The following is a 13,086-nucleotide window of genomic DNA, read 5'->3' on the forward strand; positions in this document are numbered from 1 at the left end:
GCCTGGGCAGCCCTTTTGTTTATCCGTCAGTTCGGTGAGTGCTGCTCCCCTGCCTCTCGGCTTACACGGCCAGCGGCAATAACTCGGCATAATCGCGGAAGGGGTGGGGGAGGCGGTGTCTGGTTACCCAGATGCTCCCCTGCATTTCGGCTTACCCGGCCAGCGGCAATAACTCGGCGTAATCGCGGATCGCCGGGAAGGCGGTGATGTGCTGCTCGGGCTGGCAGCTGTCCGGGTTCTGGATGGCGAGCTGATAGCCGATGCCGTAGTCGGCGGCGGCGCGCAAGATCCGCTCGCTGTCATCCACGAACAGGGTGCGGGCCGGGTCGAACGCCAGCCGCTCGGCCAGTGCCTGCCAGCAGTGCTGGCTTTCCTTCGACCAGCCCAGTTCGTGGGTGCTCACCATCAGATCGAGGTGGCCGGCCAGCCCCAGTTGGGCGTCCTTCACCGACAGGCTGGCGGGGTGGGCATTGGTGAAGAGCACCAGCTGCTTGCCCGCCGCCCGCAGCGCGGCCAGGAAGGGGATGACGTGGGGCCGCCACTGGATCTTGGCCAGGATCTCCTGCTTGAGGGCCCGGATGTCGAGCCCCAGCGTCTCGCTCCAGTAATCCACGCAGTACCAGTTGAGGGTGCCGCTGACGGCCTGGTAGTGCGCCTCGATCTGCACTCTGGCTTCGGCCAGCGGCAGGCCGAGTCGCTCGGCATAGCGCTCGGGTACCAGTTGCTGCCAGAGGTGGTTGTCAAAATGGAGATCGATCAGGGTGCCATCCATATCGAGCAGGACAGTGTCTATCTGGTGCCAGGGCAGTGGGGTCGGCATGGGGCCTCGGTGGTCGGGTCGGAACGGGCGGGCATTATAACGGATTTTTCCCGCCGCTTTCCCACCCTTGCCCCGTGGTGTTCGAGAGGGGAGTCGTTTACTCTTGAAACACGATTTTTTAACGAGCAGCCAGCCCCGATGAGTGACCTCCACCAACGCAAACCCGTCCACCTCAGCGTCGACACCATGGCGCATGACAAGAGCAAGCCGGAGATCCTCAAGGCCGAGATCGTGGCCGAGAGCCGGCTGTTCAAGGTGGAGTCGCTCCACCTCAAGTTTTCCAACGGCGAGGAGCGGGTCTACGAGCGGATGCGCGGCGGCAACCGGGGCGCCGTCATGGTGGTGCCCCTGTTCGATGCCCACACCCTGCTGCTGGTGCGCGAGTACGCGGCGGGCACCCACTCCTACGAGCTGGGCTTTCCCAAGGGGCTGATCGACCCGGGTGAAGATGCCTTCGAGGCGGGCAACCGGGAGTTGATGGAGGAGGCGGGCTTCGGGGCCAACAGCCTGACCCTGCTCAAGCAGGTGTCGCTGGCGCCGGGCTACTTCTCCAGCCGGATGGACATCTTGCTGGCACGGGATCTATTCCCCGAGCAGCGGGTGGGCGACGAGCCCGAGCCCCTCGAGGTGATCCCCTGGCCGCTGACCCGGATCGACGAATTGCTGGCGCGACCCGACTTCACCGAGTCGCGCAGCATCAGTGCGCTGCTGCTGGCCCAACGCTGGCTGGCGGAGCAGGCAGAGTAGCCCGCAGACGGGCAGTTTGAATACAGAGGATAACAAGATGCAGGAGTTGTTGGCCTGGGTGCCGGGGGTCAAGGAGATCGCGCGCGAAGCGGGCAGGATCCTTCACGAAATCTATCACGGCGGTCAGTTCGAGCGTCAGCTGAAGGAGGATGCGACCCCGGTCACCAGTGCCGATCTTGCTGCCGATGCCTACCTCAAACAGGCGCTGTCGGCGCTCACTCCCCATGTTCCCGTGCTGACCGAAGAGGCGGCCGATATCCCCTTCAGCCAGCGCGCCAACTGGCGCCAGTACTGGCTGGTGGATCCCCTCGACGGCACCGGCGAGTTCATCGCCGGCAGCGGTGACTTCGCCACCCTGATCGCCCTGGTGCAGGACAACGTGCCGGTGCTCGGCGTCATCTACGCTCCCGAATCGAACGTGCTCTACTGGGCGGTGCGCGGTCATGGCGCCTTCAAGGAGGCGAACGGCGAGGTGCACCCCATCAGTGCCATGCACCACGAGCACGATCAGCCCGATTCGCTGGTGGTGGCCATCAGCCGCCGCCAGAAGCTGGAGAATCTGACCCGCCGCCTCAACCCGGCCATCAACTACGAGCTGATCCCGCTCGGCTCCAGCTCGCTCAAGTCCTGTCTGGTGGCGGAAGGGGCGGCCGACTGCTACGTGCGGCTCGGTCCCACCGGCGAGTGGGACACCGCCGCCGCCCAGTGCATCGTCGAGGCGGCCGGTGGCCGCATCCTCAGCCTGGCGCTGCAGCCGCTGCGCTACAACGAGACGGAGTCGCTGGAGAACCCGGACTTCATCGTGATGGGGGATCCGGATCTCGCCTGGGGCAGTATTCTGGCGCACTGAGCGGGTGAACAGGTCATCATTGACGGCAATCAGGCGGCCCCATGGCCGCCTGATTGCTTGGTGTGATCCGCTGGTTTCATCGGGAATGAACAGAAATATCCGCTGGCAAAGCGCGGGAATGACAGTGAATCATCACAAGAGAGGGCAGCGGAATGGCACGATTTTTCAGGTAATTCTGCAAACGATCATTTGACCAAAATAAAAAATTGACCAAGAGTGAAAATTTGGTTTTAAATTTCATATTTTTAATAAAATTCAGTTTTACTTATTTATGTGATCCCGATTCCATTCCCAATCTCACTGGCTGAAGCCCGTAATGGTAGTGATATGTTTCAGGGTGGATTTTTGAGGATTAAATCCCGATAAACCACAATGATCTCAGATTAAAACACTGACAAAAAGTGAATTAGTAATGAGTTTATCTGTAGACGTCACCAAGGAGCTGTCCGGTTCCTGCTCCACCACCGTCAGCGCTACCCCCTGGCGCCGCCACGACACCCACTGGGTCATCAGCCTGTTTGGCACCGCCGTCGGTGCCGGCATCCTGTTCCTGCCCATCAATCTGGGTCTGGGCGGGATCTGGCCCCTCATCATCGTCTCCGTGCTGGCCGGCCCCATGACCTTCCTGGCCCACCGCGGGCTGGCGCGCTTCGTGCTTTCCTCGTCGCGCCCCCACGCCGACTTCACCGAGGTGGCTCAGGAGCACTTCGGCAAGATGGCCGGCCGCCTCATCTCGGCGCTCTACTTCCTCTCCATCTTCCCGATCCTGCTCATCTACGGGGTCGGGCTGACCAACACGGTGGAGAGTTTCATGATCAATCAGCTCGGCATGGATGCCCCGAACCGGGTGATGCTCTCCGGTCTGCTGGTGTTCGCCATGATCGCCGTGATGCTGGCCGGCGAGAAGGCGATGCTGCGCGCCTTTGCCGTCATGGTCTATCCGCTGGCGGCCATCCTGGCGGCGCTCTCCTGCTACCTGATCCCCCAGTGGCAGTGGCCTCAGCTGGGCAGCCTGGAGGGCGGCAGCTTCCTCAACACCGTCTGGCTGGCGCTGCCGGTCACCGTGTTCGCCTTCAGCCACGCCGCCGCCATCTCCGGCTTTGCCAACGTGCAGCGCCGGGAGTACGGCGAGCAGGCGGAAGCCAAGAGCAGCCTGATCCTGCGCAACACCACCGTCATGCTGGTGGGCTTCGTGCTGTTCTTCGTCTTCTCCTGCGTGCTGAGCCTCTCGCCGGCCCAGCTGGCCGAGGCCAAGGCCCAGAACGTCTCGGTGCTCTCCTACCTCGCCAACATCACCGACAATCCGGTGATCGTGACCCTGGGGCCGCTCATCGCCTTCATCGCCATCAGCTCCTCTTTCCTCGGTCACTTCCTCGGTGCCCGCGAGAGCCTGAAAAGCCTGATCGCCAAGCCCACCGGCCTGTCGCTGGCCAAGGCCGACCGGCTCGGCATCGCCCTGATGTTCTTCTCCATCTGGGGCGCCGCCATCATCAACCCAGGTATCCTGGGGCTGATGGAGACCCTCTCCGGCCCGGTGATCGCCATGATCCTGTTCATCATGCCAGTGGTGGCCATCTACAAGGTGGAGGCGCTGGCCCGCTTCCGCCACCGCTGGGCCAACGGCTTCATCCTGCTGACCGGTTCATTGGCGGTGTCGGCGCTGATCTTCAGCCTGCTGAAGTAACGGCGAGCAACCAGCCGCAAAGAGAGAGGCGACCCCAGGGTCGCCTCTTTTGTATCGGTCCGGTGGTGGCTTCAGCCGAGCTTGGCGCCGTTTTGCACCGTCTGCTCGGGGATGGCGATCACCACGGCGCCGTCCGGCCGGTAGAAACCGGTCAGCAGAAACTCCGACTGGATCGGCCCTATCTGCTTAGGGGGAAAGTTCACCACGGCGACGATCTGGCGGCCCACCAGCGTCTCCGGTTGATAGAGGTCGGTGATCTGGGCGCTGCTCTTGCGCACCCCGAGCTCGGGGCCGAAATCCGCCCACACCTTGTAGGCCGGGCGGCGCGCCTCGGGGAAGGGCTCGACCCGCACCAGGGTGCCCACCCTGAGCTCCACCATCTCGAAATCCTGCCAGCTTATGGTCTGCATCTTGGCTCCTCGTTGCCCATACCTTGCATGAGCCTCAGCATGCCTCGAAACCACCTGCGCCGTCTTCGGCAAACGGCCGCCCGGTTACGGCAAGCGGCCGTTTTGTTGGCGCCAGAGGGAAGGGGTCAGTCCGGTTTCGGTCAGGAAGCGCTCGCCGAAGGCCCCCTGATTCTGGTAACCGCAGCGGTTGGCCACGTCGCCGACGGGCAGGACGGTGTGAGCGAGCAGGGTACGCGCCAGCGCCATGCGCCGCGCCCGGATGTAGTGGGAGACGCTCATCCCCACCTGCTGTTGGAAGGCGTGCTTGAACTGGCTCTGGCCGAGGCAGGCGATGGCGGCCAGCCGCTCGTTGTTGAGGGGCTCGGCGAGATGCGCCTCGATATGGCGCTGCACCTTGCCGATGCGCGGAGCGAGGCGGGCACGGCCGCGCGAGCCTGCCTGCTGCGCCTCTGCCAGCAGACCCAGCCACACCTGCTCCATGCCGGCCACGTGGCGCCCCTCGGCCACCATGCGGTGCAGGAAGGCGAGGTAGTGGCGCTGGGCCTCGTCCAGCTCGATGAAGGGGCGCTCGCCCAGCTCGCCGGGCAGCCAGTGACTCTCCTGCACCAGAAACGAGAGCGCCGGATCGGCGGCATAGTCGTGCCGCTCACCGGGGGCAATGATGCAGGTAAAGCCGGGGGTGATCCGCCGCCCTTGGCCCTGCACCTCGATCTCGATGGGACCGTCGAGGGGGATCACCAACTGGGCATGGTCGTGGCTGTGGCTGCAGACGTCGCTCTGGTAGCGACGCAGGCTGAAAGGGGCGGATAGCGATGACGCGGCCTGGGGCCGCGTCATCGAAGGGGGTTTGCTGTTTGGCATCTGCTGCAGGATTACTCGGCGTCGAAATCTTCGATCTCTTTGCCCAGCGCTTCCATGATGGCACGCGCCTCGGCAGGGACGCTGTCCGGATGATCCTTGCGCAGATCTTCGTCGCAGGGCAGCGGCTGACCGGTGAAGGCGTGCAGGAAGGCTTCGCAGAGCAGCTCGCTGTTGGTCGCATGACGCAGGTTGTTCACCTGGCGACGGGTGCGTTCATCGGTCAACACCTTCAGCACCTTGAGCGGGATCGAGACGGTAATCTTCTTGACCTGTTCGCTCTTCTTACCGTGTTCCGCGTAGGGGCTGACGTAGTCGCCGTTCCACTCTGTACCCATGATCCACCTGTTCTCATTTAGCCGTGAGCGCGGATTTTAACCCTTAAGGAATTTAATGGCAATCCAACAGCAAAGCCATTTAGACGTCTAGAAGTGTTGACGGCCTTTTTAAGCTGGCGTAGTGTGGTTCACCATGAGCCTGCAATGGCGGGATGGCGCGTGGCAGAAACAGCATGCCAGCGTGTGAAGAGACATCAAGGAGAGTGACATGACCCACAAGGCCACCCAGGCGGTACGCACCGGGATTGAGACAGACACACAGCACGGTGCCGTGGTGCCGCCCATCTACCTCTCCAGCAACTACACCTTTGCCGACTTTGGCGAGCCTCGTCAATACGATTATGCCCGCTCCGGCAACCCGACCCGCACCAATCTGGCGGACGCGCTGGCGGCACTGGAAGGGGGCGCCGGCGCCGTGGTGACCGGCACCGGCATGGGGGCCGTCCATCTGGTGACCACCGCTCTGCTCAAGGCGGGGGATCTGCTGATCGCTCCCCACGACTGCTACGGCGGAACCTGGCGCCTATTCGAGTACCTGGCGGCCAAGGGCCACTACCGGGTGCAGTTCGTCGATCAGGGGGATGCGGCGGCACTGGCCGAAGCGCTGGCCCAGCAGCCGGCGCTGGTTTGGGTGGAAACCCCCTCCAACCCGCTGCTGCGGGTGGTGGACATCGCCGCCATCGCCGAGGCGTCTCACGCGGCGGGCGCCAAGGTGGCGGTGGACAACACCTTCCTCTCGCCACTGCTGCAACAGCCGCTGGCGCTGGGGGCGGACCTGGTGGTGCACTCCACCACCAAGTACATAAACGGCCACTCCGACGTGGTGGGCGGGGTGGCGATCGCGAAGGATCACGAGCTGGCCGACTCCCTGGTGTGGTGGGCCAACTGTCTGGGGCTCACCTCCGGGGCGTTTGACTCCTACCTCACCCTGCGCGGCCTGCGCACCCTGGCCCCCAGATTGCGCGCCCATCAGGAGAACACCGACCGCATCCTCGCCTTCCTGCAGCAGCAGCCACTGGTCAAGCGCATCTATCACCCCAGCCTGCCGAGCCATCCGGGCCATGATATTGCGCGCCGTCAACAGTCCGGTTTCGGCGCCATGCTAAGTTTTGAGCTCGATTGCAATGAGGCGGGCATTCGCGCCTTCCTGGCGGCCCTCACCCTCTTCTCGGTGGCCGAATCCCTCGGCGGGGTGGAGAGTCTGGTGGCCCATCCGGCCAGCATGACCCACAGGGCCATGACCCCGGCCGCCCAGCAGGCGGCAGGCATCAGCAGCCAGCTGCTGCGCCTGTCGGTCGGTATCGAGCACGGTGAGGATCTGGTGGCCGATCTGGCCGCGGCGTTTGCACAGGCACAGCAGGTGGCGAAGTAATGGAAAAGCAGCAACAAGGAGAGATCGCGTTGGCAACAGAAGCAGGCTTGACGCGACGTCACGTCCACAAATTCGGTGGCAGCAGTCTGGCGGATCCGGTCTGTTATCGCCGGGTCGCCAGCATTCTCGAACAGCAAGCCGAGCAGCAGGGGGGCGGGCGAGAGCTGGTGGTGGTCTCCGCCGCCGGCAAGACCACCAACCGGCTGATCCAGCTGGTGGAGCTGGCCGAAGCAGGCGATGAAGCTGCCGGCGAGGCCATCTCGGCCCTGCAGGCCTATCAGCAGAGCCTGATCGACGGCCTGCTGGAAGGTGAACTGCAGCTTGATCTGAGCAAGCAGCTAGCCGACGACATGCAGCTCATCGCCAAGACGCTTGAGGGGCAGTTTGACCGCTTCGAGCGCAACGGCCTGCTCGCCTTTGGCGAGGTGTGGTCGGCGCGCCTGCTGGCGGCCCTGCTCACCAGCCGCGGCGACAAGGCCATCTGGCTCGATGCCCGCAGCTTCCTGCGCGCCGAGGATGGCGCCCTGGTCAAGGTGGATACCGCGCTGTCCAGCGAACTGCTCAAGGCGCGGCTGGCGGAACACGCCGGGCGCATCGTGGTGACCGGCTTTATCGCCGCCGACATGGAGGGACGCTCCCTGCTGCTTGGCCGCAACGGCTCCGACTACAGCGCCAGCCTGTTGGCCCTGCTGGCGGACGGCGAATCCACCACCATCTGGAGCGACGTGGCCGGGGTCTACAGCGCCGACCCGCGCCGGGTCAAGGAGGCGCGCCTGCTGGAGCGTCTGAGCCTGGCTGAAGCGAACGAGCTGGCCCGCCTCGGCTCCTCGGTATTGCACTCGCGCACCCTGCAGCCAGTGGCCGACAGCCGCCAGCGCCTCACTTTGCGCTGCAGCTACAACCCGGATGAGGGCTGCACCCACATCCTGCGCCGTGCCCCGCGCTCCGGCGGCGCCCGCATCGTCTCCTCGGTGGATCAGATCGCCCTCATCGAGCTCAAGGTGCTGCCGCAGACCCATTATGAGCAGACGGTGGCAGCCATCGAGGCCCATCTGGCCCGCCATCGCCTCAACCCGCTCACCCTGCAGCGCCAGCCGGATCGCCGGATCCTGCGCCTCGCCTACACCCTCGAGGTGGCGCAGGGGGCGTTCGAGCTGCTGCGCGACTTCCAGCTGCAGGGCAGTTTCACCGGTCTTATCCAGCGTGAAGGCTACAGCCTGGTGGCGCTGGTGGGGGCTGGCGTCACCGACAACGCCGAGCAGTGCCACCGCTTCTACCAACTGCTGGCGGATCAGCCGCTGGAGTTCGTGCAGGTGGCCAAAGACGGCCTGAGCCTGGTGGCTGTGCTGCGCCAGGTGGTGCTGGAGCCACTGCTCATCGCCCTGCACAGCGCCCTGTTCAGCCGCCCGAACCGGGTCGGGCTGGTGGTGTTCGGCAAGGGCAACATCGGCGGTCACTGGTTGAATCTCTACGCTCGCGAGAAGGAGCGGCTCGAACATGAACTTAACCTGGCGCTCACCCTCTACGGGGTGTTCAGCTCGGAAGGGGGACTGCTCGATGAAGAGGGACTGGATCCGCTCAAGGTACAGGACAACTTCAACCCCAAACCGCTGATCTGGCCCGAGCTGCTGGCCCAGCTGGAGCAGCACGGCTTCGATACCCTGATTACGCTGGACATGACCGCCAGCGAGACGGTGAGCCGCTATTACCCGGACTTTGCCCAGCTCGGCATTCACATCATCGCTGCCAACAAGTTTGCTGGCGCCGCCGACAGCGAGTTCTACCAGCGCATCAAGCAGACCTGCCGCGACCATCAGGTGCAGTGGCGCTACAACGCAACCGTCGGTGCCGGGCTGCCGATCCAGTCCAGCATCCAGATGCTGCGCCAGAGCGGCGACCGCATTCAGGGGGTCTCCGGCATCTTCTCCGGCACCCTCTCCTGGCTGTTCCAGCAGTATGACGGTACTCGCCCCTTCTCCGAGCTGGTGGACGAGGCGTGGCAACATGGCCTGACCGAGCCGGATCCCCGCGAGGATCTCTCCGGCCAGGATGTGCGCCGCAAGCTGCTCATTCTGGCGCGGGAGGCGGGCTTCGAGCTCGACTCTGCCGACATCGAGCTGGAGAACCTGGTGCCCGTCCCGCTGCGCAAGGTGAGCACGGATCAGTTCATGGACAGGCTCAAGGATCTGGATGACTCGATCCAGACCGCCTTCGAGGGGGCGCGCCGGGTCGGCAAGGTGCTGCGTTACGTCGCCCGCTTCGAGCACGACGGCAAGGCGCGAGTGGGGCTGGAGGCGCTGGAGCCCCACCACCCGTTCGCCAACCTGCTGCCGTGCGACAATATCTTCGCCATCGAGAGCGACAGCTATCGCACCAACCCGCTGGTAATTCAGGGGCCGGGCGCAGGCCGGGAAGTGACGGCCGCCGCCATCCAGTACGACCTCTGGCAGATCTGTGCCTCTCTCTAAGGCACATGGTGGGGACTGGGACCCACCTATCTAACCGAATTAAAAGGCGCCATAGTGGCGCCTTTTTCTTACATATATCATTAATAATGAGTTATCCGAATATTAATGGCTGACATAAGGAAGGATATTTTCCATGGACGATAATGCAAATACAGATGTAAACAAGGAGAAGAAAGAGCAAGTGATATTGCTCTATGGGAGATGTCTGCTCAATCTTCAGCAGTTTGAACTTTTGCTTAAGCGGGTGCTCCCGGTGCTGAAGATGGAGGGCAATATAGATACGCTGGAAGATAATCGAAAGCTGGATGCACAGGCGCTTAGCCTAAGAATGCTGGGACAGCTGATTGGCGAATTTGTAAATCGCATGGGTGAAAGCAAAAATGAACCTGAGCTGGATGCTGGAATTGGTCTGCCTTATATCCGCTTTAAGTTTGAATTAGGTAATATCGAAGAGCATTGTGTGCGTTTACGGAATCTGCTTGGGATGCGTAATGAATTGGTGCACCATTTCCTTGAAACGTTTCCACTTAATTCAGACGAGAATTGTGAGAGTGCATTAATCCACTTGGCTCATATATCTGTGAAGATTGAAGAAAACCGCCTAGCGTTTAGAGCCATGTTGAAAGCATTTGAGGAGGGGCGTAATTATCTATGTCAGCTTTTGAGCTCCGATGCTGGCATGTCCCTATTGCTTGGTGAAGAGCTATCGGAATCATCTGATAGGTAGCCGAAGATAAGATTGAAGGAATGTACAAACGGGCTGTTATCTCAATCTTCTCGTCATTGACGGCTCTTTGGCATTTGTTCCAAATAGAAAAAGGGCGCCAATCTGGCGCCCTTTTTCTATTTGCGTTGCAGCCTGTCAGCCATCAACCCGTGTTGCGCATACCGGCTGCGATGCCGGCGATGGTGACCATCAGCGCCTGATCCAGCTCGGGATGCAGGGTCTCGGCATGGTTGCGCGAGCGGCCCAGTAGCTCGACCTGCAGCACGTTGAGCGGGTCTGTGTAGGGGTTGCGCAGCTTGATGGACTCCTTGATCCAGGGCTGGTCGTCGAGCAAGTCGCCCTGCGGGCGCAGCTCCAGCACCACCTGGATGGAATCGGCAAGCTCCTGACGCAGCTGTTTGCCGAGGCCCCACAGCTCTTTGGGCACCAGTCGGGTGTCGTAGTACTCGGCGAGCCAGACGTCAGCCTTGAGGAACACCATCTCCAGCATCTCGAGGCGGGTGCGGAAGAAGGGCCACTGACGGCTCATCTCTTCCAGCACGCCCTTCTGACCGTCGGCGATGGCTTGCTGCAGCCCCTTGTGGGCACCGAGCCAGGCCGGCAGCATCAGCCGGTTCTGGGTCCAGGCAAAGATCCAGGGGATGGCGCGCAGGCTCTCGACCCCGCCGTTGGGCTTGCGCTTGGAGGGGCGCGAACCGAGCGGCAGCTTGCCGAGCTCCATCTCGGGGGTGGCGGCGCGGAAGTAGGGCACGAAGTCCGGATGACCACGCACGATACTGCGGTAGTGATCGCAGGAGACTGACGCCAGCTGCTCCATTACGGCGCGCCAGCACTCCTTGGGTTTGGGCGGCGGCAGCAGGTTCCCCTCCAGCACGGCGCTGGTGTAGAGGTTGAGGCTCTGGATGGCTACTTTCGGCAGGCCGAACTTGAAGCGGATCATCTCGCCCTGTTCGGTCACCCGCAGGCCACCGCGCAGGGATCCCGGCGGTTGCGACAGGATCGCCTGATGGGCAGGCGCGCCGCCACGGCCGACGGTACCGCCACGGCCATGGAACAGAGTGAGGCGCAGGTTGTTGGCCTCGGCCAGCGCCACCAAGGATTCCATGGCGGCGTACTGGGCCCAGCCGGCGGCCATCATGCCCGCGTCCTTGGCGGAGTCGGAGTAGCCGATCATCACGTACTGACGGCCCTGGATGTAGCCGCGATACCAGTCCACCGACAGCAGGCGTTCCATCACGGCGGTGCCCGCCATCAGGTCTTCCTGGGTCTCGAACAGCGGGGCGACCGGCATGCGGAACTTGCAGCCGGCCTCTTTGAGCAACAGCTGCACCGCCAGCACGTCGGACGGTGCGCCAGCCATGGAGATGATGTAGATGCCGAACGCGTCGGGGTCGTGCTGGGCGATGACCTTGCAGGTATCCAGGGTCTCGCGGGTCTCGTCGCTCGGCTCCCAGTCGGTCGGGATGAGCGGGCGGCGGGAGTTGAGTTCGCTCAGCAAGAAGGCTTGCTTGTCATCTTCGCTCCACTCGGCGTAGTCACCCATGCCGAGGTAGCGGGTCAGCTCGGAGAAGACTTGGCCGTGGCGCTCGCCATCCTGGCGGATGTCCAGCTTGACCAGGTGGATGCCGAAGCAGGCCAGCTTGCGCAGCACGTCCAGCAGCATGCCGTCGGCGATGTTGCCCATGCCGCAGGCGTGCAGGGAGTGGTAGCAGAGCTCCAGCGGCTCGCGCAGCTGGGCGGTGGTCTTGACCAGATCCCGGCTCTCGCTCGCCTGGCCCTGTACCTTGGCGGTGAGGAACTCCTGGGTCTCGCGCAGCTGTTCGCGCAGCTCGCGTACCAGGGCGCGGTAAGGTTCGGGGTGATCGCCGACCCGCTCGCGCACGGCGTCGGTGCAGTCGGACATGGAGAGCTCGGAGGTGAGTTCCTTGATGTCCTTGTAGAACAGGCTCACCGCCATCCAGCGGCCCAGCTCCAGCACTTCGGCGGTCACCTTGGCGGTGACGAAGGGGTTGCCGTCGCGGTCGCCGCCCATCCAGGAGGTGAACTTGACCGGCGCGGCATCCAGCGGCAGCCGCACACCCAGGTGGTGTTGCAGCCGCTCGTCCAGATTGCGCATGAATTCGGGGATGGCCGGCCACAGGCTGTTTTCCACCACGGCAAAGCCCCACTTGGCCTCGTCTACTGGGGTCGGGCGCTGTTCGCGGATCTCGTTGGTGTGCCAGGCCTGGTTGACCAGCTGTTCGATGCGATTGAGGATCTTGTCCCGCTCGCGGGGCAGCAGATCGGAGAGTTCCAGCGCCTCGAGGCAGTCGTTGAGCTGTACGTGCTTGTGGATCAGGGTGCGACGGGTCACCTCGGTGGGGTGAGCGGTCAGCACCAGATCGATGTCCAGCTCGCGCACGGCCTGGATGATGGCTTCCTGCGACAGATTGGAGGCTTTCAGCTTGTCGAACATCTGCTCGAGCGGATCCGGGGTACAGACCTGCTCTTCGCAGCGACGGGAGATGGTGTGGAACTGTTCGGCCACGTTGGCCAGGTTGAGAAACTGGCTGAAGGCGCGGGCCACCGGCAGCAGCTCGTCATCGCTCAGATTGCGCAGGGTATCGAGCAGACGTTCCCGGTCCGTCTCATTGCCTTTGCGGGAGGATTTGGCCAGCTGGCGAATGGTTTCGATCTTGTCGAGGAAGGCCTGTCCCTGATGATCCTTGATGGACTTGCCCAGTAGTTGACCCAGCATGCCTACGTTGGCGCGTAGTGCGGCGTACTTTTCGTTCATTCCACATCCTTATCTTGTTGGTGCCTGACACCCATC

The 13,086-nt window shown here is 63.0% G+C and carries 11 protein-coding genes; 6 read left to right on the forward strand and 5 right to left on the reverse strand.

The features are described from left to right. Positions 1–151: 151 nt before the first annotated feature. Positions 152–820 carry a GMP/IMP nucleotidase gene (gene yrfG / locus ACPDZI_RS02240; protein ID WP_103827358.1) on the reverse strand — a complete coding sequence of 223 codons (669 nt, stop codon included), beginning with the start codon at positions 818–820 and terminating at the stop codon, positions 152–154. 138 nt (positions 821–958) lie between these two features. On the opposite strand from yrfG, the gene nudE reads away from it, so the two are divergent. The 3 genes from nudE to ACPDZI_RS02255 all read left to right on the forward strand — a co-directional run bounded on the left by nudE (position 959) and on the right by ACPDZI_RS02255 (position 4,101). Beyond that, entirely contained in the window at positions 959–1,567 is a 609-nt protein-coding gene (nudE, locus tag ACPDZI_RS02245; protein ID WP_029304530.1) for an ADP compounds hydrolase NudE, read from the forward strand. Between the two features lie 37 nt (positions 1,568–1,604). Beyond that, a complete protein-coding gene (gene cysQ, locus ACPDZI_RS02250) occupies positions 1,605–2,417 on the forward strand; it encodes a 3'(2'),5'-bisphosphate nucleotidase CysQ (protein ID WP_011704554.1) in 813 nt (270 codons plus the stop codon). Between the two features lie 412 nt (positions 2,418–2,829). Further along, positions 2,830–4,101: an aromatic amino acid transport family protein gene (locus ACPDZI_RS02255; RefSeq protein ID WP_044799096.1), complete on the forward strand. Its 1,272-nt coding sequence runs from the start codon at positions 2,830–2,832 to the stop codon at positions 4,099–4,101. Between the two features lie 71 nt (positions 4,102–4,172). Here the strand turns inward: ACPDZI_RS02255 and ACPDZI_RS02260 are convergent, their stop codons facing one another. The 3 genes from ACPDZI_RS02260 to metJ all read right to left on the reverse strand — a co-directional run bounded on the left by ACPDZI_RS02260 (position 4,173) and on the right by metJ (position 5,707). Then, entirely contained in the window at positions 4,173–4,511 is a 339-nt protein-coding gene (locus tag ACPDZI_RS02260) for a tRNA-binding protein (protein ID WP_438833930.1), read from the reverse strand. Between the two features lie 84 nt (positions 4,512–4,595). After that, the gene (locus ACPDZI_RS02265) at positions 4,596–5,348 is read right to left on the reverse strand and encodes a helix-turn-helix domain-containing protein (protein WP_438833931.1); all 753 of its coding nucleotides are present in this window, start codon (positions 5,346–5,348) and stop codon (positions 4,596–4,598) included. 35 nt (positions 5,349–5,383) lie between these two features. After that, the gene (metJ, locus tag ACPDZI_RS02270) at positions 5,384–5,707 is read right to left on the reverse strand and encodes a met regulon transcriptional regulator MetJ (RefSeq protein WP_005308521.1); all 324 of its coding nucleotides are present in this window, start codon (positions 5,705–5,707) and stop codon (positions 5,384–5,386) included. A gap of 208 nt (positions 5,708–5,915) precedes the next feature. On the opposite strand from metJ, the gene metB reads away from it, so the two are divergent. The 3 genes from metB (at position 5,916) to ACPDZI_RS02285 (ending at position 10,274) form a co-directional block, all read left to right on the forward strand. Then, positions 5,916–7,079, forward strand: coding sequence for a cystathionine gamma-synthase (gene metB, locus ACPDZI_RS02275; RefSeq protein ID WP_429044936.1), 1,164 nt, complete (start codon positions 5,916–5,918; stop codon positions 7,077–7,079). Next, a complete protein-coding gene (locus ACPDZI_RS02280) occupies positions 7,079–9,547 on the forward strand; it encodes a bifunctional aspartate kinase/homoserine dehydrogenase II (RefSeq protein WP_438833932.1) in 2,469 nt (822 codons plus the stop codon). The genes metB and ACPDZI_RS02280 overlap by 1 nt, the downstream gene beginning before the upstream one ends. Before the next feature lie 133 nt (positions 9,548–9,680). After that, complete coding sequence (locus ACPDZI_RS02285) at positions 9,681–10,274, forward strand: hypothetical protein (RefSeq protein ID WP_438833933.1); 594 nt, start codon at positions 9,681–9,683, stop codon at positions 10,272–10,274. Between the two features lie 142 nt (positions 10,275–10,416). Here ACPDZI_RS02285 and ppc read toward each other — a convergent pair whose 3' ends face one another. Beyond that, on the reverse strand, positions 10,417–13,050 hold the full coding sequence (gene ppc, locus ACPDZI_RS02290) for a phosphoenolpyruvate carboxylase (protein WP_017408960.1): 2,634 nt from the start codon (positions 13,048–13,050) through the stop codon (positions 10,417–10,419). Between the last annotated feature and the right edge of the window lie 36 nt (positions 13,051–13,086).

This window comes from Aeromonas oralensis (assembly GCF_049665575.1).
GTDB classification, from domain to species: Bacteria; Pseudomonadota; Gammaproteobacteria; order Enterobacterales; family Aeromonadaceae; genus Aeromonas; species Aeromonas hydrophila.